Source organism: Kitasatospora sp. NPDC017646 (assembly GCF_044329365.1).
GTDB lineage: Bacteria > Actinomycetota > Actinomycetes > Streptomycetales > Streptomycetaceae > Kitasatospora.
The window spans coordinates 197,696-222,656 of sequence record NZ_JBIRJC010000004.1 but is presented as its reverse complement, the minus strand read 5'-3'; the positions used below and the strand labels follow the sequence as shown (position 1 = coordinate 222,656).

Here is a 24,961-nt window from a genome sequence, read left to right as displayed (position 1 = left end):
TGGGTAACGTTCTCGTGAGGGACGCCGTCGGAACAGGATCACCACCTGCCACGCAGTAGGTGCGCACACCCACGCGCGCCCCGCGAGGCGGTGACCGGACCGGTCACCGGCGACCCCGGGCGGCCGGACAGACCGAGGAGTGAACGTGACCGTCAAAAGCACGGCGAGGGCTCGCAAGAAGGCGGCCCCCGCTGTTCCTGACACCCTCCGCGCCACGGGGACGGACGCCCAGCCGGAGCTCGTACAGCTGCTCACGCCGGAAGGCGAGCGGGTCGAGCACCCGGACTACCCCCTCACCACCACGCCGGAGGAGCTGCGCTCGCTCTACCGCGACCTGGTGCTGGTGCGCCGGTTCGACGGCGAGGCGACCGCCCTCCAGCGCCAGGGCGAGCTGGGCCTGTGGGCCTCGCTGCTCGGCCAGGAGGCCGCCCAGGTCGGCTCCGGCCGGGCCATGCGCACCGGCGACTACGCCTTCCCGACCTACCGCGAGCACGGCGTGGCCTGGTGCCGCGACGTCGACCCGCTGAACCTGCTCGGGATGTTCCGCGGCGTGAACCACGGCGGCTGGGACCCGAACGAGAAGAACTTCCACCTGTACACCATCGTGATCGGCGCGCAGACCCTGCACGCCACCGGCTACGCGATGGGCATCACCAAGGACGGCGCCGACGACGCGGTGATCGCGTACTTCGGCGACGGCGCCTCCAGCCAGGGCGACGTCAACGAGGCCTTCACCTTCGCCTCGGTCTACAACGCCCCGGTGGTGTTCTTCTGCCAGAACAACCAGTGGGCGATCTCCGAGCCCACCACCACCCAGACCAGGATCCCGCTGTACCGCCGCGCCTCCGGCTTCGGCTTCCCGGGCGTCCGGGTCGACGGCAACGACGTGCTGGCCTGCCTCGCGGTCACCCGCTGGGCGCTCGACCACGCCCGCAGCGGCAACGGCCCGGTGCTGATCGAGGCCTTCACCTACCGGATGGGCGCGCACACCACCTCCGACGACCCGACCCGCTACCGGCTCGCCGAGGAGACCGAGGCCTGGAAGGCCAAGGACCCGATCCTGCGGCTGCGCACCCTCCTGGAGAAGGAGGGCCTGGCGGACGAGGAGTTCTTCGCCGCCGTCGACGCCGAGAGCGAGCAGCTCGGGCTGCGGGTGCGCGAGGGCGTGCGCAGCATGCCGGATCCGGACCCGACGCTGATCTTCGACCACGTGTACAGCGAGCCGCACGCGCTGGTCGATGAGGAACGGGCCGAGTACGTCGAGTACGCGGCCTCCTTCGAGGCGGGGGAGAACCACTGATGGCCGGTCAGCTGAGCATCGCCAAGGCGCTCAACGAGGCGCTGCGCAAGTCGCTGGAGAACGACCCGAAGACCCTCCTGATGGGTGAGGACATCGGCAAGCTCGGCGGCGTCTTCCGGATCACCGACGGCCTGCAGAAGGACTTCGGCGAGGACCGGGTGATCGACAGCCCGCTGGCCGAGTCCGGCATCATGGGCACCGCGATCGGCCTCGCGCTGCGCGGCTACCGCCCGGTGGTGGAGATCCAGTTCGACGGTTTCGTCTACCCCGCCTTCGACCAGATCGTCTCCCAGCTGGCCAAGATGCACGCCCGTGCGCTGGGCCACGTCAAGATGCCGGTCACCGTGCGCATCCCCTACGCGGGTGGTATCGGCGCGGTCGAGCACCACAGCGAGTCGCACGAGGCGTACTTCGCGCACACCGCCGGTCTGCGGGTGGTCACCCCGTCCAGCGCGCACGACGCCCACTGGATGCTGCGCCAGGCCATCGAGTCCGACGACCCGGTCATCTTCCTGGAGCCCAAGCGGCGTTACTGGGACAAGGGCGAGGTCGGTGCCGCCGCCGACCTGGCGCTGCACGACGCCCGGATCGTCCGCCCCGGCACCGACGTGACGCTGATCGCGTACGGCCCGATGGTCAAGGTCTGCCTGGAGGCCGCCGCGGCCGCCGAGGAGGACGGCCGCCGGCTGGAGGTCGTCGACCTGCGCTCGCTCTCCCCGGTGGACTTCACCACCCTGGAGGAGTCGGTCAAGCGCACCGGTCGGGCCGTCGTGGTGCACGAGGCGCCGGTCTTCCTGGGCATGGGCGCCGAGCTGGCCGCCCGGCTCACGGAGCGGTGCTTCTACCACCTGGAGGCACCGGTCCTGCGGGTCGGCGGATACTACGCGCCGTACCCGCCGTCCCGGGTCGAGGAGGCCTTCCTCCCCGACCTGGACCGCGTGCTCGACGCCGTCGACCGCGCGCTCGCGTACTGATCCCGGGGAGCGTAGATGACCACCGAAGTTCGCTCGCTCCGCGAGTTCAAGATGCCCGACGTGGGCGAGGGCCTCACCGAGGCCGAGATCCTCAGCTGGTACGTCAAGCCCGGTGACACCGTCACCGACGGGCAGGTCGTGTGCGAGGTGGAGACCGCCAAGGCGGCGGTGGAGCTGCCGATCCCGTTCAACGGGGTCGTCGAGCAGCTCTTCTTCCCCGAGGGCGCGACGGTCGACGTCGGCACCGTGATCATCTCGGTGGCGGTGGCCGGGGAGGCGGGGGCCGCTCCGGCCGCCGCGCCCGCGCCCGTCGCCGCTGCGCCGGCCGCCGAGACCGAGCCGGAGCGCCGGGAGGTGCTGGTCGGCTACGGCCCGCGCACCGGCACCGCGCAGCGCCGGGCCCGGCGGACGACCACCGCCACCGCGACGAAGGCCGCCGCACCGAAGCCGGCCCCGGTCGCGCCCGCGGCTCCGGTCGTCCCGGCGGCTCCGGCCCCGGCGGCGCCCGCCCCGGTGGCCGAAGTACCGCTCGGCGAGCGGCCGTTGGCCAAGCCGCCGGTACGCAAGCTGGCCAAGGACCTCGGGATCGACCTGCGGGCCGTCACCCCGACCGGCCGGGACGGCGTGATCACCCGCGAGGACCTGCACGCCCACGCCGCGGCCCAGGCCGCTCCGGCGGCCCCGGCCGTCGAGCCGGTCGTGGTCGGGGCGGCCGAGGCCGTCGTGGCCCCGGTGCCGGTGTCCGGCGCGGGCGACGTTCGGGTGCCGATCAAGGGCGTCCGCAAGGCGACCGCGCAGGCGATGGTGGCCTCGGCCTTCACCGCCCCGCACGTCACCGAGTTCGTGCAGGTCGACGTGACCCGCACGATGAAGTTCGTCCGCAAGCTCAAGGAGAGCGGCGAGCTGGGCCGGGACGTCCGGGTCAGCCCGCTGCTGCTGGTCGCCAAGGCGCTGCTGGTGGCGATCAAGCGGCACCCGGAGATCAACGCCCAGTGGGACGAGGCGGCCCAGGAGATCGTGGTCAAGGGCCAGGTGAACCTCGGCATCGCCGCGGCCACCCCGCGCGGCCTGATCGTCCCGAACATCAAGGACGCCGGGTCCAAGACCCTTGCCGGCCTGGCCACTTCGCTCGGCGAGCTGGTCGAGACCGCGCGCCAGGGCAAGACCTCGCCGGCCGACATGCAGGGCGGCACGGTCACCATCACCAACGTCGGCGTCTTCGGCGTCGACACCGGCACCCCGATCCTCAACCCGGGCGAGGCGGCCATCCTGGCCTTCGGCGCGGTCCGGGAGCTGCCGTGGGTGCACAAGGGCAAGGTGGTCCCGCGCCAGGTGACCACGCTCGCGCTCTCCTTCGACCACCGGCTGGTGGACGGGGAGTTGGGCTCCAGGGTGCTGGCCGACATCGCCGGCCTGCTGGAGTTCCCGAAGCGCCTGATCACCTGGGGCTGACCGCCGGGTGGCAATGAGGAAGGGGCCCTGTTCCGCACCGCCGTGCGGAGCAGGGCCCCTTCCGTTCCGACCGTCCCTTCGACTAGCGCTGACGGCGGAGGCGGCGGACGGCGAGCAGGACGCCGGTGCCGAGCGCGAGCAGCGCTGCGGAGGAGGTGGCGAGGAAGGTGTCGGTCTCGGCGGCACCGGTGTGCGCGAGCTCCGGCGTGCCGGCCGGGGCGGTGGTCGCCGGCGCGGCGGACGGGGTGGCGACGGGGGCCTCGGCGGCCTGGGCGTTCCCGGCGGGGGTGCGGTCGGCGGCTGGCTCGGCCGGAGCGGGCTTGGCGGCCTTGGAGGTGGTCGGGGCGGGCTTGGTCGGGGCGGGCTTGGTCGGGGCGGCCCGCTCCACGCGGTAGGTGTGGGTGTCCCCGGCCACGCCCGGGAAGCCGGGAGCCTGGGCGCCCACGCCGATCTGGATCTCGGCCAGGTCCTTGGGCGCCTTCGCGGAAAGGCCCACGCGGAACATGAAGTTGGCGGCTCGGCCGTCCTCCAGGCGCGTGGCGGTGGTGGCGGGGGAGGCAACGGTGAAGAGGGTCGGGTCGCAGCTGTGGCGGAGGGCGACCGGCTTCCAGACACCGCCGCTCATGACCTCGACGGTGAAGTCCTCGGGCCGGAGATTGGCGGTCCGCAGGTCGACGCCCTCCTCCGGGTGGCTCGACGCCGGGTTGTACAGCGAGAGCATCGCGGAGACGTTCTCGTACGGGGCGCCGGTGAAGTTGCCGACGCCGACGCCGACCTCGACCTTGGCGCCGCCCGGGGTGATGGTCTGGCCGCCCGGGGTCATGTGGAAGCCCGCCGAGAAGGAGCCGTGGTGCGCGGAGGAGGGGATGGTCGGGGCGGGGAAGGTCGTGCCGGTGGAGCTGCCGCAGGCCCAGGCGGTGTCGCTCATCGCGTGGAGCTGGACACCGCCCGCCAGGACGGTGGTGGCGGCGAGGACGGCGACGCGGCGGCGGACGGAGAAGGCGCGGTCGTTCTTCGCAAAACGGTTGATAACGGACGTGCGCATGACGTGACTCCCCAAGGTCATGGTCTGACGGTGTGTGGGTGAAGACGACCGGCTCCGCTCCTCGTGAGCGGAAGCGCCCCCCGGCTCCGCCGGTCTCGCTCTCCGTGCCTTCATCCGTATAGACGCCCATCCCCGCCTGGGGTTGCAGGTGGGTTGAAGAGTTTTTTCGGGAGTCTTCGGCCGGGCTTCGGGATACTGCCGGAATGACGGATGAGCTGATGGTCCGACCGGAGAAGACGACGGTTGAGGGCGGGGAACGCCGGTCGCTGCGAGGGGACGTGTCGGCGCCGGCGCTGCTGGCGGGGCTGGTCTGCGTCGCGGTGTCCTTCTCCGGGCCGCTGGTGGTGGTGCTCGCCGCGGCCGCCGCCGGGCGGCTGGACGCGGCGCACACGGCCTCCTGGATATGGGCGGTGGCGATCGGCAGCGGGGTGAGCGGCTTCGCGCTCAGCTGGTGGACCCGGACACCGGTGATCACCGCCTGGTCCACCCCCGGGGCGGCCCTGCTGGTGACCAGCCTGGGCGGCTACCCGTACCGGGAGGCGGTCGGGGCGTTCCTGTTGAGCGCGGTGGTGGTGACGCTGTTCGGGGTGACCGGCTGGTTCGGCCGGCTGATCGCGGCGGTGCCGGTGGGGATCGTGAACGCGATGCTGGCGGGCATCCTGTTCTCCTTCGGCGCCGGGATCTTCGGTGCGGTGCACAGCGCGCCGGTGCTGGTGGTGGGCAGCTTCGCCGCCTTCCTGCTGGCCAAGCGGCTCGCGCCCCGGTACGCCGTCCCGGTCGCGCTGCTGGTCGGCGGGGTGCTGGCGGCGCTCACCGTCGGGCTGCCGCTGCACCTGGGCGCGGGCGGGCCGACCGTGCCGGTGCTGACGGCGCCGGCCTTCTCCTGGTCCGCGGCGGTGGGGCTGGCGCTGCCGCTCACCATCGTCGTGCTGGCCTCGCAGAACGCCCCGGGCCTCGGGGTGATGCGGGCCTTCGGCTACCGGGCCGACGACCGGCTGCTGATCGGCTCCACCGGCCTGGTGTCGCTGCTGATGGCGCCGTTCGGCTCGCCGGGGGTGAACCTGGCGGCGATCACCGCGGCGATCTGCTCGGGCCCGGAGGCCCACCCGGACCCGCGCCGCCGGTACGTCGCGGGGATGTCCTCGGGTGCGCTGTACGTACTGGTGGGCAGTTTCGGCGGGGTGCTGGTGAGCCTGTTCACCGGGCTGCCGAAGGAGCTGATCGCGGTGATCGCCGGGGTCGCGCTGCTGGCCTCGCTGCAGGGCAGCCTGGCGGCTGCGGTCGCCGAGGAGCGCGGGCGGGACGCGGCGGTGGTGACCTTCCTGGCGAGCGCTTCGGGGATGAGCCTGTTCGGCATCGGCTCGGCCTTCTGGGGACTGCTCTTCGGGCTGGGCACCCACCTGCTGCTGGACCTGGGGAAGCGCTCCCCACGCTGATGCTGATCGACGTAATTGGTTGGTATGACCGGGACGATGCTAATCGTTCGGCCAGGTCGGTGACTTTTTCGTCCGCCGGTGGGGGCGACACGCCGCTCCGGGTACGTCTCCGCTCCACCACCCGGGCGACACCGGGTGCCCGGAGCCCCGAGGACGCACCCGTATGCCTGCTGGCAACCCTGGCCGTCTCGTACGGAGTCTGGCCGCCCTCGCACTGGTGTCCGCCGCCGTACTCCCGGCCACCCTGGAGCTGGTCGGCCCCTCGCCGTTCGGCGTGATCGGGCCGGGTGCCACCCTCGACCGGGCGGCGCCCCCGCGCACCGCGCTCCGCGCCGACCAACGAATACCCGCGGCCGCCCCGACCTTCGACGTACGCCGGACCGGGGACCCGGCCAACCGGATCACCCTGGTCCTCCTCGGCGACGGCTACACCGCGGACGAACAGGAGCTGTTCCGGAAACAGGCCGACAAGACCTGGCGCGCCCTGATGGACGTCGAGCCGTTCCGCACCTACCAGGGGTTCTTCAACATACGGCGGGTCGAAGTGGTCTCCCCGGTCTCCGGGATAGCCGAGACCGAGAGCCGCGGCCACAACCCCGCCACCCCGCTGGGCATGCACTTCTGGTGCGAGGGGACCGCCCGGCTGCTCTGCGCCGACGAGGGCGCCACCGCCCGCTACGCCGGGGACGGCGCCGGGCCGCAGTACCTGATCGCGCTGGCCAACTCGACCGAGTACGGCGGCGCCGGGGGCACCGGGGTGACCACCCTGGCCGGGGGCAGTCCGGACGCCGGGCGGATCATCCAGCACGAGATCGGGCACACCGTGGGGGACCTCGGCGACGAGTACGACAGCGCCCCCGACGACGCCGACTACCCGAACCTCTCCACCCTCAACGCCGAGGACATGAAGAAGAAGCAGACCAAGTGGTGGCGCTGGCTGGGCGCGGCGTCCCCGGACGGTGCCGGCACCGTGGGGGCGTACCGCGGCGCCAACGGCCTCTACCGGCCCACCCCCGACTCGGTGATGCGCACCCTGGGCAGTGCCTACAACCTGCCCTCCCGCGAGGCGATCATCGAGGAGCTGTACCGCAGGGTCCGGCCGACCGACACCCCCTCCCCGCCGCCCGGCGAGGTCACCGGGCGGCCCCGGCTGGACGTCCGGCCGCTGCCGCTGACCGGCTCCCGGCAGCTGAAGGTCGACTGGAAGGTGGACGGCGTGCCGGTGACCCCGCAGGACGTGAACGGCGGCTCACTGGACACCGCGCAGCTGAACCTGCCCCCTGGCCGGCCGGCGACCGTCACCGCGACCGTCCGGGACACCACGGACTGGGTGCGGGACGAGGCCTTCCGGGACCGCTACATGACCAGGTCGGTGTCCTGGACGGTCACCGGCTGAGCGGCCAGCCTCCCCCCGGGCCTGGGCGCCCAATCATGGGATGACTAATCTGGACGAACTATGACCGTGGAGCCAGCTCGTTCAGCCCCGTCCCTGTCCGTACCCGCTCCCCGAGCCACCGCCGAGCCCCCGGCCGCAGCCGTCCTCGCCGCCCACCCCGCGCCGCCCGGTGGGCGTGCGGCCTGGCTGGCCTGGTCCATCGGCGTCAGTGTCTACGTCCTGGCCGTCATCCACCGCACCAGCCTCGGGGTGGCCGGACTGGACGCCGCCGCGCGCTTCGGCATCGGCGCCTCCGCGCTGTCCACCTTCTCGATCCTCCAGGTGCTGGTCTACGCGGCCATGCAGGTCCCGGTGGGCCTGCTGGTCGACCGGTTCGGACCGCGCCGGGTCCTGCTGCTCGGTGCGCTGCTGCTGAGCGCCGGCCAGCTGGCCTTCGCCTTCAGCTCCTCCTTCGCCCCGGCCCTGGCCTCCCGGGCGGTGCTCGGCTGCGGCGACGCGATGACCTTCATCAGCGTGCTGCGGATAGCCGCCCGGTGGTTCCCGGCGGCGAAGAACCCGTTCGTCGCCCAGCTGACCGGTCTGGCCGGGATGGGCGGCAACCTGGTCACCACCGTGGTGCTCGCCCAGGCGCTGCACAGCGAGGGCTGGACGCCCACCTTCACCGCGATCGCGCTGCTCGGCGTCGCGGTGTTCGCACTGGTCGCGCTGTTCCTCAGGGAGGCGCCGGCGGCCGTGCGACCCGTACGGCCCGTTGACCCGCCGCCCGCCCGCCCGAAGGTCCGGCGGCAGGTCCTGGACTGCTGGCGGGAGCCGGGCACCCGGCTGGGGCTGTGGGTCCACTTCACCACCCAGTTCCCCGGCAACGCCTTCGGCCTGCTCTGGGGCATGCCCTACCTGGTCGAGGCGCAGGGCATGTCCCGGAGTGAGGCGGGCGGGCTGCTCACCCTGCTGGTGCTCTCCAACATGAGCTTCGGCTTCCTCTTCGGCCGGCTGCTCTCCCGCTCGGCGCGGGCCCGGATGCCGATCGTGCTCACCGTCATCACCACCACCGGCCTCGGCTGGGCCCTGGTCCTGGCCTGGCCCGGCGGACACCCGCCGACGTGGCTGCTGGTCGGCATCATCCTGGTCATGGGCAGCAACGGCCCGGCCTCCCTCGTCGGCCTGGACTACGCCCGCACCCGCAACCCGGCCGAGCGACTGGGCACCGCCTCCGGGATCGTCAACATGGGCGGCTTCATCGGCACGATGATCACGCTCTTCGGCATCGGGGTGCTGCTGGACGCCCTCTCCCCGGCCGGCGCCGAGGCCTACTCGGCCACCGCCTTCCGCTGGGCGTTCTGCTGGCAGTACGTGCCGCTGGCGGTGGGGACGCTGATGATCCTCCGGCTGCGGCGAAGGACTGTCGCCTTGGAGTCGTAGCGTTTCTGACCTGCGGAAACGTCGAACCCTCCATCTGGTGGACGGTTTGTCCCCGCTATGCCCGAGTTCAACTCACGCATAGCGGGGGCATGGACGCGAGGTGGGTCAGCCGCCGTATTCGCGCATCAGTTCGGCGATCTGTGGCACGGTTCCGTGGATCCGAGCGCCGTGCATCTCCACGAGCAACCGTCCGAGTGGACGGTCAGGCCGGGTGCCTCGCCGATAGGCTTTCTGACCTGCGGGAACGTGGTAACCCTTGTTCCGAACAAGGGTTACCTACCGTCGACGATGCGGTGCTGGCGAGAGTCCGGCACCTTGACGGTGTCGGTGGGGTTGCCTCGTCCCAGCACCCGGCACACGTCCGCCTGACGAACCACGGCTCCCCGTCGATCATCACGACGCGGATCGGCTGCCCGGTGACCGGGAAGCTCGACCGCACCAGCACCATCTGTTCCTGCTGTTCCTGTTCGTCGTCCATGGGGGACGCCCCTCCTTCTTCCGAGTGATGGCAGGACTGCCCGGAACAACGAGGCCAAACAGGTGAGGTGGCCGGTGCGAGGTTGACGCATGGATGCACGAGTGGTGCCGACCCGGCGTGTGGTCGTGCGTGTACGCCGGGTGGCGCGCGCTGGGGGTGTCAGGTGATGTCAGACGGCGTCAGATGGTGACGGAGAAGTTGGCCAGCACCCGCTCGGCCAGCTCCTTGTCCCCCTCGATGGACACCGGCCCGGGGCGGCCGCGGCCGCAGGCGAGCCGGACGTACGTCTCCCAGTCCATGGTGAGCTGGACGTCGGGCGCCAGGCTGATCGACTCGTCCACGCTGCCGCGGCCGGTGGAGTCCACCCGCACGGTGCGCAGGAACTCCACCGGGCCGGTCACGTCGAGCACCAGGGTCGTCCCGGCCGGGGCACCGGCGGTGTGGGCGACGGCCTTGGGCAGCCGCTCCAGCAGCACGTCCCGGGCGACCAGCGCGCCCGGGGCGCCCAGGTTGCCGGGGGTGTCCAGGGCCCGGCGCAGGTCCTGCTCGTGCACCCAGACGTCGAAGGCCCGCATCCGCAGCAGCTCGTGGTACGGGATCTCCCCGGCCAGCGGCCCGGCCGGCCAGCGGACCAGCTCGCCCGGCGTCTGCTTGGCGTTCCGCAGCGCGCGGGAGCGGCGGATGATCGTGTACTCCAGCTCGCTGGTCATCTCCAGCGCGGTGTGGCAGCGGCGCTTGTCGACCGGCAGCTCGATGTAGCGGGCGAACTCGGTGGTCACGTGGCGAAGGTCACGCGGCAGCGAGTGGATCGGGCGCGGGTCGCCGAGCAGCTCGGACTCCACCGCGATCACGTGCGAGACGACGTCCCGGACCGACCAGCCGGGGCACTCGGTGGCCCGGTTCCAGGAGCCTTCGGGGAGGGGGGCGACCAGCTCCGATATGGACTCGATGCTCTGCGTCCACGCCTCGGTGTAAGCCTGCACGGTCTGGTTGTCCGTCACGGGTATCTCCGGCCCTCCGTCAGCTTTCCTACGCTCGGCGCCCGGCCGTCGCGGTCGGCCGGGATCTCCGGCTTCCGGGCGCACACGCTAACCGCACGTTACGCTGCCGGGAGACAGCTGGGCAGCGCTTTCGGGTGACGATCGTAGGTCTCTTGCCGTGGACGGTGGTACTGTGCGCGCTTCATTGATCCAACTCGCGGTGTCCGACGCCGAGCCGCCCGCCGAACGGCGGGCCCGGGCCGCGTCGCTGGTACGGGCGCAGCAGGGCGCCGACCTGGTGGTGCTGCCGGAGCTGTGGCCGCTGGGCGGCTTCGCCCACGACCTCTGGTCGGAGGGCGCGGAGAGGCTGGACGGGCCCACCTCGGACGCCATGGCGGCGGCCGCCCGGGCCGCCGGAGTCTGGCTGCACGCCGGTTCGATCGTCGAACGCGACCCGGACGGCCCGATCTACAACACCTCGATGGTGTTCGCCCCGGACGGCGAGCTGGTGCACACCTACCGCAAGATCCACCGCTTCGGCTTCGACAGCGGCGAGGCGGTGGTGATGGGCGCCGGGCAGGAGATCGTCACGGCACCCACCGAGTTCGGCACCCTGGGCCTGGCCACCTGCTACGACCTGCGCTTCCCGGAGCTGTTCCGGGCGCTGCTGGACGCCGGCGCCCAGCTGCTGGTGGTCCCGGCGGCCTGGCCGGCGAAGCGGCGCGAGCACTGGACGCTGCTGGCCCGGGCCCGGGCGCTGGAGGAGCAGGCCTTCGTCCTGGCCTGCAACACCGCCGGGACGCACGCCGGGGTCGAGCAGGCCGGGCACAGCGTCGTGGTGGACCCGTGGGGCCGGGTGCTGGCCGAGGCGGGGGCGGAGGAGGAGGTGCTGACCGTGGAGTTCGACCCGGCCGAGGTGGGCCGGGCGCGCGAGGACTTCCCGGTGCTGCGGGACCGCCTGCTCGGCATTCCGGCGCCCGTCCAGCGTTAGGGCGTGCCGTGCGGATCCCCGCCGGGTCCGCGGCCCGTCCGGCGCGGTCCACGGGGGACGACCCGGCCGACCGGCCTTCCGGAGGGTTGGTTCGGACCCGCTCCGGGGCGGTTTGAGAAGATGAGCACTCGTCGTGTTCCCTGCCGCCGGTCGGCCGGTCCGTCGCGGGTCGGCACGGCGGCCTGCCCGAGGAGGTCGCGCGCATGTCCGGCACCGGCGCTGGCGACACCCCCCGTCCCGTCATCCACCGCAACAGCCTGCGCGAGCAGATCGCCGGCGCACTGCGCGAGGAGATGATGGCCGGCCGACTGGAGGCCGGCCGCAACTTCACCGTCAAGGAGATCGCCGAGCTGTACGGCGTCTCGGCGACCCCGGCCCGCGAGGCGCTGGTCGACCTCGGCGCGCAGGGGCTGCTGCGGGCCGAGCACCACCGAGGCTTCACCGTGCCGGAGCTGTGCTGGGAGGACTTCCTGGAGATCTTCGAGGCGCGGGTGCTGCTCACCGACAGCTTCTACCGCCAGTTCTCCGCCCGCCGGGCGCTGCCCGACCTCACCCGGCTGCCCTCGCTGCGCCGCCGGGCCGACGCGGCGGTGCGGGCCGCCCGGGCCGGCAACCTGGACGTGATGGTGGGCTGCGACCGCCGGTTCTGGCAGGAGGTCTCCGCGCTGCTCGGCAACCGCCGGATCGGGGACTACCTGGACTGGCTGCGGGTGCAGTCGTGGATGTTCGCCGCGCCCTACCTGCGCGCGATGCCCGCCCTGGCCGGGGTCTGCTGGGACCGCCACCCGGACCTGGTGGAGGCGATCGGGGCCCACGACCTGGTCGGCGCGCACCGGATCATCTGCGAGTACAACCTGTTCACCGTCCGGCTGCTGGCCGGGCTGGCCGGACGGCCGCTGGAGTCGGTGGCGGTGCTCGGGCTGCTCGCCGAGGCGGCCGACGGGGAGCCGCTGCCCGTCCCGGTCGAGCCGCCGCCGGCCCGGTCGGTGTCCGAGCGCCGGTCCGAGCCCCGGCCCGGACCGCAGACCGAGCCCGCGTTCGCGTCGGAGCCAGGCGGGGCCGGGGCCGGGCGGTCCCGGCGGAGCGACGAGGTCGGCCGGGAGCTGGGCCGTGAACTCGGTCTGGGCCTCGGCCTGGTGCCGCAACCGCGCTGGCTGCCACACACCCGGTTCGGCCGCCGGCTGCCCGAGCAGCCGCCCGAGGCTCCGCCGGGACGGCCCGACCCGCACCCGGCCCCGGGCCGGTAGGGTGGGCGGTCGTCGAACCGGGTGCCCCGTACGGGCCCTCCGGGTAGCGACTCCGCCCCCGTCGTCGCCCCGCCCCCGCGGGCGATCCCGCCGTCCGGAGAGGAACTGCCGGCCATGGCCTGCGACCTCTGGCTCGTCCCGTTGGTGGACGTGCTGAGCCACAGCCCCGACAACCCCTTCCGGGACGACCTCGCGCTCTACAACGCGGTGCTGACCTCGCGCGGACTGCCCGAGGTGCCGGTCTACCAGTTCGTCCCCGGGCTGAGCGGAGCGGTCGAGCCGATAGCCGCCTTCGACTACGACTCGCTGCACTTCCTGCGCCGCGCCTACCTGTTGGGCCTCACCGGCCTGGACATCACCCCGGTCGACTCGCTCGGTGGTGACTACGAGCAGCTGCTGGAGATGTTCGAGAGCAGCGCCGAACAGTCCCACCTGGTCTGGCACTTCGACCACGCCGGCGCGTACGTGCCGATCGAGTTCCAGATCCCGCTGGTGGACGAGGTGCTGCTCGCCTCCGGCGGCCCGCTCGGCTCCAGCCACGGGCTGCTGCGCGAACTCCAGGCGGTGGCACCGGCGCTGGGCATCGACCCGCTCAACCCTCCGGACCCGACCCGGCCGCTCGGCCCGACCGGCCTGGAGCAGCCGTTCGGGCCGCCGATCGACGACCTGCACCCCTTCGCCCGGGAGCGGCACGCCTGGTCGGGCCTGTACGCGGCGGCGACCAGGAGCGTCAGCCAGGGCTCGATGATCGTTTTCGCGTAGTGCCGTGGTCCGTGGTCCGTGGTGCCCGTCCTGCGCGGGCCCGGAGTCAGCGCAGCGGCCCCTCCGGCGGCCGCTGGCGCGGCATGGTGGGCCTGGTCCCGGGCGGCGGCAGCACCCGCACCTGGGCGCCCACCCCGGGCTCGGTGCGACCGCCCCACGACCCCGCGGACTGGGTGGGCAGCTGGGTCATCGACGCGCGGAACTCGAGCATCCACTCCGAGGTCTCGGTGCGGACCACGTCCGAGACGTCCTCGCAGAACCTGCGCAGCACGCCCAGGCAGCGTTCGGCGGCCTCGCCCGCGGTGCCCTCGGTCGGGCCGAGCACCTCGCGCACGCACTCCGAGGCCCAGTCGAACTGGAAGGCCTCCAGCCGGCGTTGCAGCGCCTGCGCGGTGGAGACGTCCCGCATCCAGCCGGAGGTCAGCCCGAAGGCCCGGTCGGCGCCGTAGCAGGCGGCGGAGAGCGCGAGGCCCACGTAGCCCCAGCCGGCGGCGTGGGCGAGGGCCCCGGTCAGGCCCACCAGCGGGGCGGTCACCCCGCCCACCGCGAAGCCGGCCGCCGCGAAGCGCAGCAGGCGCGCCCAGCGGCGCTTCCAGACCCGGTCCCGGCGGTACCACTCGATCGCCTCGACCGCGCGCTCCTCGGACCAGCGGTAGAGCTCCTCCAGCCGTTCGGCGGGCTCGCCCCAGTCGCCGAGCGGGAACTGACGGGCGCTCAGATCGGCCCGGCGGCGGGTGGAGGCCCGCCGGGCCACGACTGCGGTGGGCGGGTCCTCCTCACCGATCTCCTTGCCCCAGGCACTCTCCTCGGGCTGCATTTCCGGCTGGCTCACCTGTGGGGCTCCCTGTGGCGGGCGGACGGCTGGGTTCTGGCGGCGAATCGGCTGACATGGCGTCTGCCGGTGGTCGTCCAACAGCACTTCTTACCGCCAAATGGCTGACCGTGGGGGCGCTTCCCCGCTGATCGTTACCGCTTTCGGCCACTGGAACCCGAGGTGGGAGGGTTGCGGGGGGCGGCGAGATTTCACCCGTCCGAGCGAGGCCCCGGTGACCCGCCGTCCTGACCCGCGTACCCGCCGCGCATCCAGGGCTGCCGATCTTGGAGGATCGGCCGAGGCCGTCGGCGTACGGACCGCTTTTCCTGGAGGATCCGACGAGGATCGGGCGGGACCGGAGAGCGGCCGGAACAGGCCACCGACTACGCTGCCAGGCGTGAAGGTCCTCGTCATCGGCGGCGGCGCCCGCGAACACGCCCTGTGCCGCTCCCTGTCCCAAGATCCCTCCGTGACCGAGTTGCACTGTGCCCCGGGCAACGCCGGGATCGCCCAGGTGGCGACGGTCCACCCGGTCGACCAGCTGGACGGCGCCCGGGTCGCCGACCTGGCTGCGGAGCTCGGCGCCGACCTGGTCGTGGTCGGCCCCGAGGCCCCGCTGGTGGCCGGCGTCGCCGACGCCGTGCGCGCGGCCGGCATCCCGGTCTTCGGCCCCTCCGGCGCGGCCGCGCAGCTGGAGGGCTCGAAGGCCTTCGCCAAGGACGTGATGGCCGGCGCCGGCGTGCCCACCGCCCGTTCCTACGTCTGCACCACCCCGGAGGAGGCCGCCGAGGCGCTGGACGCCTTCGGCGCCCCGTACGTGGTCAAGGACGACGGCCTGGCGGCCGGCAAGGGCGTCGTGGTCACCTCCGACCGCGCGGCCGCGCTGGCGCACGCCGCCTCCTGCGAGCGCGTGGTCATCGAGGAGTACCTGGACGGCCCCGAGGTCTCGCTGTTCGCGATCACCGACGGCACCACCGTGCTGCCGCTGCAGCCCGCGCAGGACTTCAAGCGCGCGCTGGACGGCGACGAGGGCCCCAACACCGGCGGCATGGGCGCCTACTCCCCGCTGCCGTGGGCGCCGGCCGGGCTGGTCCGGGAGGTCCTGGACACCGTCCTGCAGCCGACCGTCGACGAGCTGCGCCGCCGCGGCACCGAGTTCTCCGGCCTGTTGTACGCGGGCCTGGCGCTCACCTCCCGCGGCACCCGGGTGATCGAGTTCAACGCCCGCTTCGGCGACCCGGAGACCCAGGTCGTACTGGCCCGGCTGCGCACCCCGCTGGCCGGCGTCCTGCTGGCCTCCGCCACCGGCACCCTGGACCAGCTGGAGCCGCTGCGCTGGGACGAGGGGGCGGCCGTCACCGTGGTCGTCGCCTCCGAGGGCTACCCGGCCGCGCCGCGGACCGGCGACCCGATCGAGGGCCTGGCCGAGGCCGAGGCGGACGGCACCGCGTACGTGCTGCACGCCGGGACGAAGGCGGACCAGGACGGCCGGGTGCTGAGCGCCGGCGGCCGCGTGCTGTCGGTCACCGCGACCGGCGCCGACCTGGCCGAGGCGCGCGACCGCGCGTACGCGGCCGTGGAGCGGATCTCGCTCAAGGGCGGCCAGCACCGCACCGACATCGCGCTGAAGGCGGCCACCGCCTGAGGCACCCAAGCCCCCGCGGCCCCCGTGCGAACCGCTCGCACGGGGGCCGCGTCCGTACGGCGGCCGCATCCGTACAGCCGCCGCATCCGTGCGGCGCGTCGGGCCGCACCGGTCGGGAACGCCTCGGAGGCGGGCGAGCCCGCGGGAAAGCGGGCGAGCCCCCGAGGAAGGGGAAACAACCCGCAGGGCGCAGCGCCCCCGGCGTTTCCGGGGCGGGGGCGGTTCCGGGGGCCGACGCACCGTTCGGCGGGCGGATTCCAGCCCATCGGGTGACAGCAACCGCATCCGGCTGACGCAGCCGGGCGCCCGGCCTTATGGTGCGCTGGATCGCCGTGCGACGGGGCCGTGCGCCGGGGTCGCCGCCGGGTAGCGGCGCGCCCGCGGGGGGATGCTGGACGGCGATCGGCCGGGCGGTCGCCCGGTGCTTCGCACCGGATCGGCCACGGAGGTCCGGGCGGCGTCACCGGGAGGTCCGGGCGGCGTCACCGGGACGAGTGGAAACCGGGGCGATCCGGAACATCCGCCCGGACCGGCGCGTCGAAAATGTCAGTAGCGCCACACAGCATGCACTGCCGGGATCGGACGCCTCCGCTTCCCGGTCGGAACTGATCGTTTCGAGTCGGCTCAGGGCCCGTAGGCGGGCGCCCGAGGGCTCCGAAGGGGGTGCCGCACCGTATGGCCGTCGACACCGCGCGCGCTCACGCCCAAGCGGTCCTGCGGATCCGGGGCCTCGCCCTGGCCGCCGCAGTGCTGCCCGCCGCCGTCGCGGTGGTCCTGCTCGCGGGCCGGTTCACCGGCCGGATCGGGGCCGCCGGATCCTCCGACGCCGCCGGGTGGGACACCGCCCGCTCGGTGGTCTGCGCACTCGCCGCGCTCACCCTGCTGGTGGCCGGGCTGACCGCCCGCGCCCTGCGCCGGGCCGTCCCGCCGCAGACGCCCGCCGTGCCGGTCGAACGCGCCGCCGCCCCCGAGCTGTACCGGCTGATCGACGAACTGGCCGACCGGCTGGACGTCCCCGCGCCCTCCGCCGTGGCCCTCACCCCGGACTGCGACAGCTGGCTGGAGGACGTCCCGCCGCCGCGGCGTTCCCACCGGCCGCGGCCGCACCCCGGGGCGCCCGCGCCGGTGCTGGTGATCGGTTCGCCCTTCCTGTGGTGGATGCGGGCCGGCGAACTGCGCGCCCTGCTCGCCCCCGTGGTGGCCGGCACCGCAGCCTCCGCGGACCCGGAGATCGCCGCCGCCCGCCGCTTCCTGCGCAGCCTGGACGCCTGCCTGGACTCCGGACCGGGCGCGGCCCCCGGCCTCGGCGGCGCCACCCTGGCCGTTCCGCCCGCCCCGCCGCGCCGCGGCCCGGCCGGGCTCGCCGACCGGGTCACCCGGCGGATCACCCGCCGGTTGCTGGGCGCCTGCCGCGGCCACTCCGCCGAACTGGAGCGCTCCGTCGCGGGCTGGGCCTCCGAGCAGGCCAGGGCGGTCGACTACGGCCTGCGGATCGCCGCCCAGGAGCAGGTCGGCCTGGCCTACGCCGGCTGGGACCGGCTGCTGACCCGGGTCGCGCTGCCCGCCTGGCGGCTCGGCCGCCACCCCGCGCACCTGAACGCCGGAGTGGTCGCCGCGCTCACCGAGCTGTCCCGCCGTGACCGGCTGGCCGACGGCTACGGCACCCGGCTCGGTGACCGCCCCGCCTGCGACCTGCTGGAGGAGCCCGGCACGGTCGACCGGGCGGTGTCCCGGCTCGCCGCCGACCTGTTCTTCGGCCGCCCCGCGGCCGGCGCCTGGCACGAGCTGGAGTGGGCCGACTACCCGGCCGAGGTGGTGGACGCCGGCTGGCGGGTCCGGGCCGCCGCCCTGCAGGCCGCCCTGGACCGGCTGGCCCCGCAGTCCCGCCCCGGCGCCCCGACCCTCACCCGGCTGCTGGTCCGGCTCGCCGACGGCGACGGCGAGCAGCTGGCCGCGGCCCTGGCCGCCCAGCTCGCCCGCACCACCACGCCGGTCCCGCTGCTCGAACCCGACCGCACCGGCCGCGACCTGCTGGTCGACCACGTCACCGCGATGGTCTGCTGCGCCGCCGTGGACACCACCGGCGGCGCCCCCGGCCTGGACTGGCTGGACGGCCCGGTGCTGCTGCTCGGCGGCGTCCGCCGCACCGACCTGGCCGCCCCGGTCGCCCAGGCCGTGGAGCAGGGCCAGGACGGTCCGCTGCGCGCCTGGCTGGACGCCGCGGAGGTCCGGCTGGAGAAACCCGTGCGTCTCTGAGGAGCGTCCGGCGATTCGCGCCCGGTGGGGACCGCCGGACACGCCCTGGGCTCCCGGGCGGCGCTCGGCGCCCCCGCACGCGCCCCCGGGAGCCCCGGCCGCCGGCCGTCTCCGCAGGCAGGAGGCCCTGCCCGAGAGGCGCGCGAGATTCCCGACACCAATTGCTACCGTGGGGTGACGGAGCGCCAGCACTGTGTGGTGTATTAGACCGCACGCACATCCGGGGGGCACGTGCCGCCCGGACGGAAGTGCACCTGGGAGGGGCGCGTGGGGACCGAACTCAACCGCCGCTGGGAGTCGGGCACGCACGCTTACAGCGTCTCCGACCCCTTCGGCCAGGGCCCGCTGCCCTGGCTGCGCAGCCCCGACCAGTATCTGGCCGGGGCGGAGGGCGCCGTGCCCTGGTACGTCTCGGTGGACGCGCCCGGCCAGCAGCCGCTGTCGGCGGGCGTGCGGCCCAAGCCGCCGGTCGGCACCCCGCAGAGCTCCAACGACGTGGACCAGCAGATCAAGGGCTTCGCCTCGGCCGGGGTGGTCCGCCCCGGCGGCTCGGTGGACTTCCGGGTCACCGTCAACCCGCCCCGCGAGTTCACCGTGGATGTCTACCGGATCGGCCACTACGGCGGCGACGGCGCCCGGCACATGACGTCCAGTCCGCTGATCGCCGGGCTGGCCCAGCCCGCCCCGTTGGTGGTCGAGCGGACGGTCTCCTGCCACCACTGGTGGCACTCCTGGCGGTTGCAGGTCCCGCTGCACTGGAAGCCCGGTGCGTACGTCGCCGTGCTGACCACCGCGGACATGCTGCACCGCAGCCACGTCCCGTTCACCGTGAGGGACTTCGCCGACCAGGGGCACACCGCCGAACTGCTCCTGGTGCTCCCGGACGTGACCTGGCAGGCGTACAACCTGTTCCCCGAGGACGGCCGCACCGGCGCCAGCCTCTACCACGCCTGGGACGGCCGGGGCGGCCTGGTCGGCGAGGCCGAGGCGGCCGTCACGGTCTCCTTCGACCGCCCGCACGCCACCGCCGGGCTCCCGCTGCACGTCGGCCACGCCTACGACTTCATCCGCTGGGCCGAGCGCTACGGCTACGACCTCTCCTACGCCACCGCCACCGACCTGCACGCCGGCCTGGTGGACCCGACCGAGCACCGGGCGCTGGTCTTCCCCGGCCACGACGAGTACTGGTCCGAGCCGATGCGGCGGGCCGCCGAACGGGCCCGGGACGGCGGCACCTCGCTGGTCTTCCTGTCCGCCAACACCATGTACTGGCGGGTCGAGTTGAGCGCCGCCGCCTCCGGCGAGCCCAACCGGCTGCTGAACTGCCGCAAGCGGCAGAAGCCCGGGCCGGGCAGTGCGGCCGCCGGGGTGCCCGGCGCGGCCAGCGCGCTGTGGCGGGACGCCGGGGAGCCCGAGCAGCACCTGCTCGGGGTGCAGTACTCGGGGCGGGTCGCCGCGCCCGTCCCGCTGGTCGCCCGGCACACGGCGCACTGGCTCTGGGACGGCACCGGGCTGCAGGAGGGCGACGAACTGCCCGGCCTGGTCGCGGGGGAGGCCGACCGGTACTACCCCAAGGTCGCGCTGCCCGAGCACACCGAGCGGGTGCTGCTGGCCCACTCGCCGTACCGGGACCTGGTCGGCCGCACCCGCTACCAGGAGACCTCGCTGTACCGGGCGCCGAGCGGCGCGTACGTCTTCGCGGCCGGCACCTTCGCCTGGTCGCCCGCCCTCGGCCGCCCCGGGCTCACCGACGAACGGGTCCAGCGGGCCACCGCCAACCTGCTGGACCGGCTCTGCAAGAACTGAGCTCCGGCGCCGCAAGGACCGGGGCCGAGCGGGCGTGAAAGACTGCGGGGCAGTGACCTCCCCTTTCGCGGTGCCTTACGCCCGTGAACGACCCCTGAGGACTGAGACACCTTGAGCGGATTTGTCACCAAGCCCGAGCCGGTTCAGGTACCCGGCCTGGTCCACCTGCACACCGGCAAGGTGCGCGACCTGTACCGCACCGGATCGGGCGAGCTGGTGATGGTCGCCAGCGACCGGATGTCCGCCCATGACTGGGTGCTGCCGAACGAGATCCCGGACAAGGGCCGGGTGCTCACCCAGCTCTCGCTGTGGTGGTTCGAGCGGATCGCCGACATCGTCCCCAACCACGTGATCTCCACCGAGGTCCCGGCCGGCGCCCCCGCCGACTGGAAGGGCCGCACGCTGATCTGCAAGAGCCTGGACATGATCCCGGTCGAGGCGGTCGCCCGCGGCTACCTGGCCGGCTCCGGCCTGACCGAGTACGAGGAGAGCCGCACGGTCTGCGGCATCGCCCTGCCGGAGGGCCTGGAGAACAGCTCCGAGCTGCCCGCCCCGATCTACACCCCCGCCCTCAAGGCCGAGGTCGGCGAGCACGACGAGAACGTCCCCTACGAGGAGACCGCCCGCCGGATCGGCGCCGAGCTGGCCGCCCAGGTGCGCCGCACCACCCTGGACGTCTACGCCCGGGCCCGGGACATCGCCCGCGACCGCGGCATCATCCTGGCCGACACCAAGTTCGAGTTCGGCCTGCTGGACGGCGAGCTGGTGATCGGCGACGAGGTTCTCACCCCGGACTCCTCGCGCTACTGGCCGGCCGACGACTACCGGCCGGGCCGCTCGCAGGCCTCCTTCGACAAGCAGCTGATCCGCGACTGGCTGGTCTCCCCGGCCTCCGGCTGGGACCGCTACAGCGAGCAGCCGCCGCCGGAGCTGCCGGCCGAGGTGGTCGAGCAGACCCGCGCCAAGTACATCGAGGTGTACGAGCGGCTGACCGGCACCAGCTGGGTCTGACCCGCACGAGCGGGGCCCGTGGGCACGGGGCGTTTCCGACACGCACCAGCTAGATCCACCCGTGCTCGCGGGCGATCCGCACCGCCGCGTGCCGGTTCTCCGCGCCCAGCTTGGTGGCCGCCGAGGACAGGTAGTTGCGCACGGTGCCCTGGGAGAGCGCGGCCCGTTCGGCGATCTCCGCGATCGGGGTGCCGTCCGCGGCCAGCTCCAGGACGTCCGTCTCGCGCGGGGTCAGCGGGGTCTCCCCGGCGCTGATCGCGTCCGCCGCCAGTTCCGGGTCCACGTACCGGCCGCCCGAGCGCACGGTGCGAATGATGCCGGCCAGGTCGGCCGCCGACACGGTCTTCGGCAGGAAGCCCCGGACTCCCACCTCCAGAGCCCGCTTCAGGTAGCCGGGGCGGCCGTGGCCGGTGACGATCATGCAGCGGCAGTCCGGCAGCAGCCGGCGCAGCTCGGTGGCCACCTCGATGCCGTCCTTGCCGGGCATCTGCAGGTCCAGCACGGCGATGTCCGGCCGGTGGGCCCGGGCCATCGCCAGCGCCTCCGGGCCGGAGCCGGCCTGGGCGACCACCTCGATGTCGTCCTCCAGCGAGAGCAGCGCGGCCAGCGCGCCGCGGATCAGGTGCTCGTCGTCGGCGAGCAGGACGCGGACGGGTTCGGTGTCGGTCATCGGAGGGCCTTCCTCGGCGGCAGCGGGATCAGAGCGGGACGGTGGCGAGCATCCGGAAGGTGCCGGGTGCGGCGGCCGGGACGGTCAGCTCGCCGTCGTGGGCGGCCAGCCGCTCGCGCAGGCCGCGCAGCCCGGTGCCGCCGCCCTGGGAGGGGAGCGGCACGGCGGGCACCCCGTCGTTCTCCAGCTCCAGCACCGCCCGGCCGTCCTCCCGCCGCAGCCGGATCAGGCAGCGGGCGGCCTCGCTGTGCCGCAGCACGTTGGTGGTGGACTCGCGGATCACCCAGCCGAGCACCGACTGCACCGGCGGCGGCAGCCGGTCGGCCTCCTCGCCGAGGTCGATCACGCAGTGCACGTCGGCGGCGCGCAGCACCGCGCGGGCGCCGATCGCCTCGGCGTGCAGGTCGGCGGTGCGGTAGCCGCGGATGACGTCCCGGACCTCGCGCTGAGACTCCTGGGCGATCCTCTGCACCTCGGCCATCTGCTCGGCCGCCTCCGGGCGTCCGCGCCGGGCGAGCTGGACGGCGAGTTCGCTCTTCAGCGCGATGGTGGTGAGGTTGCGGCCCATCACGTCGTGCAGGTCGCGGGAGAAGCGCAGCCGCTCCTCGGCGACGGCCAGCCGGGACTGCGCCTCGCGGGCGGCGTCCAGTTCCCAGACGATGGCGGTCAGCCAGGCGAAGCTGCGGCAGCTGGCCCCGAGGAAGGCCATGGCGATCGTCATGACCATCAGGAATCCGGTGGCCGCGGCCACACCGATCCCGGCCAGCACCATGGCCGGGAGGACCGCCAGCACCATGCCGAGCCCGGCGGGGGCGGACCAGCGCGGAGTCAGTCCCACGCACACCGGGCTGAAGCCGAAGATCAGCAGGTAGCCGGCGACGAGGGCGGTGAACGGGATCTGCACCGGCTGCTCCGTCGTGTCGCCGGTCGGTCCCACCAGCAGGGCCGCCCACGAACCGGCCACCACCAGGCCGATGGTGAGGGCGATCCAGCGTCGGTGGTCGGTGGGCCGCCGGAGGTAGTGGTCGAGGGTCACCCGGAAGGTCCGCAGCAGCACCAGGGTGGTGGCGAGGCCGATCAGGAGGGACATCCGGACCGCGGGGCCGTTCCCGGCCGGTCCGGTTCCGTTCCCGGCCGGTCCGGTTCCGCTGCCGATGGCGACGAGCACACCGGGCAGGAGGAACAGGGCCATCAGGTAGAGGCACCAGCGGAGGTAGAACTCGGTGCGCTGCGGCTTGCTCAGACTCCGCCAGTCACGAAGCGGTGACCGCATTCTCAAATCCTCTGCCCCCCGTTCGACCGCGATATTGCTCCGCCTTCATATCAGAGGTCAGACGAGGATGGATCTTCCGATTCCGCTCGTCAGCGGCGCGGCTCCCAGCGGAAGTAGCGCACCGCGCCCCAGACCGCCAGGCCGAGCCAGACGGCGCCGGTGACCAGGTGCGGGGCGGCGGCGCCCCAGCTGCCGAGGAAGTCGGTCGCGACGGCGGAGCCGTCGGTGCCGAACCAGCCGACCCGGATCAGCTGGAAGGCGGGGGTGGTCGGCAGCAGGCGGCAGACGTCGGCCAGCTGCGAGGGCATGACTTCCAGCGGGACGAACAGGCCGGAGCCGAACTGCATGACCAGCATGACCGGCAGGGTGGTGATGCCCGCGCTCTCCACGGTCTTGGTGAAGGCGCTCGACAGCGCGGCCAGGGCGATCATGGTGGCCAGCAGCATCAGCAGGCCGACCAGCATCAGCACGGGGTTGACCGGTACGGCCAGGTGCAGGCCGACGCTGCCGCCGATCCCGATCAGGGCGGCCATGAAGAGTCCGAGGACGAGCGAGGGGACGGCCGTGCCGAGCAGGATCTCCAGGTCCCTGGCCTCGCCGGTGCGCAGCCGCTTGAGCACCAGCTCGCCGCGCCGCCCCACGTACGCGGCGGTCAGGTTGTAGTACACGACGAAGGCCAGGACCATCCCGACCGAGCCGTAGACCAGCAGCGAGTGGACGTCCAGTCCGGGGTTGTTCTCGGACTGCTTCTTGAGCGTCCCGTGCAGCACGCTGACCAGCACCACCGGCAGCACCACGGCGGAGAACAGCGCGGTGCGGTTGCGCAGCAGCAGGGTGGCCTCGGCCCGGCCGAGGGCGAGCAGCCGGCCGGCGGTGGTGCTCGGGGGGCCGGTGACGGTGTCGGTGGCGGGGACGGCGGTGGTCATCGGGCGGATCCGATCAGGCGGCGGGCGGGACGGGTGGCAGCGGGGGACTGCGGCGGAGCCTGGTGGGCGGCCTCGGAGGCGATGGCGAGGAAGGCCTCCTCCAGCGAGGCGCTGCGGGCGTCCAGGGCACCGAGCGCGATCCCGTGGTGCCGGGCCCAGCCGAGCAGGTCGGTGAGGGTGTCCTGGAGGCCGACGCTCTGCACGGTGACCTTGCGGCCGTCGACGGTGACCTCGGCCCCGGGCAGGACGGGCAGAGCGGTCCCGGTGAACTCCGGGAGTTCGAAGGTGATCCTGGAGGGCCGGCCGGCGATCACCTCGGCGACGGTGCCGGTGGTGACGATCTGGCCGCCGTGCATGATGGCCAGCCGGTCGGCGAGTTCCTCGGCCTCCTCCAGGTAGTGGGTGGTGAGCAGCACCGTGGTGCCCTGGGCGCGCAGCTCGCGCACCAGCCGCCAGACGGCGGCGCGCGCCTCCGGGTCGAGGCCGGTGCTGGGCTCGTCCAGGAAGAGCACCTCGGGGCGGCCGAGCAGGGCCATCGCGAGGTCGAGCCGGCGCCGTTCGCCGCCGGACAGCTGCTTGACCCGGACGCCGGCCCGGTGGCCGAGGCCGACCAGCTCCAGCGCCTCCGCGACCGGGCGCGCGCCGCTGGTCACCCCGGCCCAGGTGCGGCCGGTCTCGGCGGCGGTGAGCTCGCCGGGGAAGCCGCCCTCCTGGAGCATGACGCCGATCCGCGGACGGACGGCGGCGCGCTCCTTGAAGGGGTCGTGGCCGAGCACCCGGACGGTGCCGCCGCTGGGCGCGGCCAGGCCCTCGATGACCTCCATGGTGGAGGTCTTGCCTGCGCCGTTGGTGCCGAGCAGGGCGAACAGCTCGCCGCGGCCGACGGTCAGGTCGACGCCGCGGACGGCGTGGTACTCGGTGGCGCCGGTGCCGTAGTGCCGGTGCAGGTCGGTGACCTCGATCACGCTGTCGCCGGGGCGGCCGGGCTCGCTCGTTTCCATGCCCCCGAGCCTTCCGCCGCCCCGGGCGCGCGGGCAGTGCGCGCCGTCACGGGTCGGTGGTGCGGATCCACGGGTCGGC

20 protein-coding genes are annotated in these 24,961 nt (G+C 73.7%); 13 read left to right on the top strand and 7 right to left on the bottom strand.

Annotation, left to right across the window (positions count from 1 at the left end; genetic code table 11):
* Window positions 1–145: 145 nt before the first annotated feature.
* Genes pdhA through ACH4J0_RS09235 form a run of 3 tightly spaced genes read left to right on the top strand, consistent with a single transcriptional unit; the run spans window position 146 to window position 3,726 of the window.
* Complete coding sequence (gene pdhA, locus ACH4J0_RS09245; protein WP_396237864.1) at window positions 146–1,300, top strand: pyruvate dehydrogenase (acetyl-transferring) E1 component subunit alpha; 1,155 nt, start codon at window positions 146–148, stop codon at window positions 1,298–1,300.
* A complete protein-coding gene (locus ACH4J0_RS09240; protein WP_396237862.1) occupies window positions 1,300–2,274 on the top strand; it encodes an alpha-ketoacid dehydrogenase subunit beta in 975 nt (324 codons plus the stop codon). Before pdhA ends, ACH4J0_RS09240 begins: the two co-directional genes overlap by 1 nt.
* Window positions 2,275–2,289: 15 nt before the next feature.
* Window positions 2,290–3,726: a dihydrolipoamide acetyltransferase family protein gene (locus ACH4J0_RS09235; RefSeq protein ID WP_396237860.1), complete on the top strand. Its 1,437-nt coding sequence runs from the start codon at window positions 2,290–2,292 to the stop codon at window positions 3,724–3,726.
* 82 nt (window positions 3,727–3,808) lie between these two features.
* On the opposite strand, the gene ACH4J0_RS09230 is transcribed toward ACH4J0_RS09235, so the two are convergent.
* Window positions 3,809–4,771 carry a hypothetical protein gene (locus tag ACH4J0_RS09230; RefSeq protein ID WP_396237858.1) on the bottom strand — a complete coding sequence of 321 codons (963 nt, stop codon included), beginning with the start codon at window positions 4,769–4,771 and terminating at the stop codon, window positions 3,809–3,811.
* A gap of 203 nt (window positions 4,772–4,974) precedes the next feature.
* Between ACH4J0_RS09230 and ACH4J0_RS09225 the strand changes: the two genes are divergently transcribed.
* The 3 genes from ACH4J0_RS09225 to ACH4J0_RS09215 all read left to right on the top strand — a co-directional run bounded on the left by ACH4J0_RS09225 (window position 4,975) and on the right by ACH4J0_RS09215 (window position 9,022).
* On the top strand, window positions 4,975–6,207 hold the full coding sequence (locus tag ACH4J0_RS09225) for a benzoate/H(+) symporter BenE family transporter (protein WP_396237856.1): 1,233 nt from the start codon (window positions 4,975–4,977) through the stop codon (window positions 6,205–6,207).
* A 163-nt stretch (window positions 6,208–6,370) separates the two neighbouring features.
* Window positions 6,371–7,603 carry a M64 family metallopeptidase gene (locus tag ACH4J0_RS09220; RefSeq protein ID WP_396237854.1) on the top strand — a complete coding sequence of 411 codons (1,233 nt, stop codon included), beginning with the start codon at window positions 6,371–6,373 and terminating at the stop codon, window positions 7,601–7,603.
* A 60-nt stretch (window positions 7,604–7,663) separates the two neighbouring features.
* On the top strand, window positions 7,664–9,022 hold the full coding sequence (locus tag ACH4J0_RS09215; RefSeq protein ID WP_396237852.1) for a nitrate/nitrite transporter: 1,359 nt from the start codon (window positions 7,664–7,666) through the stop codon (window positions 9,020–9,022).
* A gap of 657 nt (window positions 9,023–9,679) precedes the next feature.
* Here ACH4J0_RS09215 and ACH4J0_RS09210 read toward each other — a convergent pair.
* Window positions 9,680–10,501, bottom strand: coding sequence for a maleylpyruvate isomerase family mycothiol-dependent enzyme (locus ACH4J0_RS09210; protein ID WP_396237850.1), 822 nt, complete (start codon window positions 10,499–10,501; stop codon window positions 9,680–9,682).
* 172 nt (window positions 10,502–10,673) lie between these two features.
* On the opposite strand from ACH4J0_RS09210, the gene ACH4J0_RS09205 reads away from it, so the two are divergent.
* The 3 genes from ACH4J0_RS09205 (at window position 10,674) to ACH4J0_RS09195 (ending at window position 13,480) form a co-directional block, all read left to right on the top strand.
* A complete protein-coding gene (locus ACH4J0_RS09205) occupies window positions 10,674–11,471 on the top strand; it encodes a carbon-nitrogen family hydrolase (RefSeq protein ID WP_396237848.1) in 798 nt (265 codons plus the stop codon).
* A 203-nt stretch (window positions 11,472–11,674) separates the two neighbouring features.
* On the top strand, window positions 11,675–12,718 hold the full coding sequence (locus ACH4J0_RS09200) for a GntR family transcriptional regulator (protein WP_396237846.1): 1,044 nt from the start codon (window positions 11,675–11,677) through the stop codon (window positions 12,716–12,718).
* Between the two features lie 114 nt (window positions 12,719–12,832).
* Entirely contained in the window at window positions 12,833–13,480 is a 648-nt protein-coding gene (locus ACH4J0_RS09195; protein ID WP_396237844.1) for a hypothetical protein, read from the top strand.
* Between the two features lie 46 nt (window positions 13,481–13,526).
* Here ACH4J0_RS09195 and ACH4J0_RS09190 read toward each other — a convergent pair whose 3' ends face one another.
* On the bottom strand, window positions 13,527–14,312 hold the full coding sequence (locus ACH4J0_RS09190; protein WP_396237841.1) for an SLATT domain-containing protein: 786 nt from the start codon (window positions 14,310–14,312) through the stop codon (window positions 13,527–13,529).
* A 379-nt stretch (window positions 14,313–14,691) separates the two neighbouring features.
* Between ACH4J0_RS09190 and purD the strand changes: the two genes are divergently transcribed.
* From purD to ACH4J0_RS09170, 4 genes are all read left to right on the top strand, one after another.
* Window positions 14,692–15,939, top strand: coding sequence for a phosphoribosylamine--glycine ligase (gene purD / locus ACH4J0_RS09185; protein WP_396237839.1), 1,248 nt, complete (start codon window positions 14,692–14,694; stop codon window positions 15,937–15,939).
* 675 nt (window positions 15,940–16,614) lie between these two features.
* Window positions 16,615–18,195 carry a hypothetical protein gene (locus ACH4J0_RS09180; RefSeq protein ID WP_396237837.1) on the top strand — a complete coding sequence of 527 codons (1,581 nt, stop codon included), beginning with the start codon at window positions 16,615–16,617 and terminating at the stop codon, window positions 18,193–18,195.
* Between the two features lie 267 nt (window positions 18,196–18,462).
* Window positions 18,463–20,001: a N,N-dimethylformamidase beta subunit family domain-containing protein gene (locus ACH4J0_RS09175; protein WP_396237835.1), complete on the top strand. Its 1,539-nt coding sequence runs from the start codon at window positions 18,463–18,465 to the stop codon at window positions 19,999–20,001.
* Between the two features lie 111 nt (window positions 20,002–20,112).
* Window positions 20,113–21,012: a phosphoribosylaminoimidazolesuccinocarboxamide synthase gene (locus tag ACH4J0_RS09170; RefSeq protein ID WP_396237833.1), complete on the top strand. Its 900-nt coding sequence runs from the start codon at window positions 20,113–20,115 to the stop codon at window positions 21,010–21,012.
* 49 nt (window positions 21,013–21,061) lie between these two features.
* Here ACH4J0_RS09170 and ACH4J0_RS09165 read toward each other — a convergent pair whose 3' ends face one another.
* The 4 genes from ACH4J0_RS09165 to ACH4J0_RS09150 form a co-directional block, all read right to left on the bottom strand.
* Window positions 21,062–21,682: a response regulator gene (locus ACH4J0_RS09165; protein ID WP_396237831.1), complete on the bottom strand. Its 621-nt coding sequence runs from the start codon at window positions 21,680–21,682 to the stop codon at window positions 21,062–21,064.
* A 28-nt stretch (window positions 21,683–21,710) separates the two neighbouring features.
* Complete coding sequence (locus ACH4J0_RS09160) at window positions 21,711–22,955, bottom strand: sensor histidine kinase (RefSeq protein WP_396237829.1); 1,245 nt, start codon at window positions 22,953–22,955, stop codon at window positions 21,711–21,713.
* Between the two features lie 89 nt (window positions 22,956–23,044).
* Window positions 23,045–23,881, bottom strand: coding sequence for an ABC transporter permease (locus tag ACH4J0_RS09155; protein WP_396237827.1), 837 nt, complete (start codon window positions 23,879–23,881; stop codon window positions 23,045–23,047).
* The gene (locus tag ACH4J0_RS09150; RefSeq protein WP_396237825.1) at window positions 23,878–24,882 is read right to left on the bottom strand and encodes an ABC transporter ATP-binding protein; all 1,005 of its coding nucleotides are present in this window, start codon (window positions 24,880–24,882) and stop codon (window positions 23,878–23,880) included. Before ACH4J0_RS09150 ends, ACH4J0_RS09155 begins: the two co-directional genes overlap by 4 nt.
* Between the last annotated feature and the right edge of the window lie 79 nt (window positions 24,883–24,961).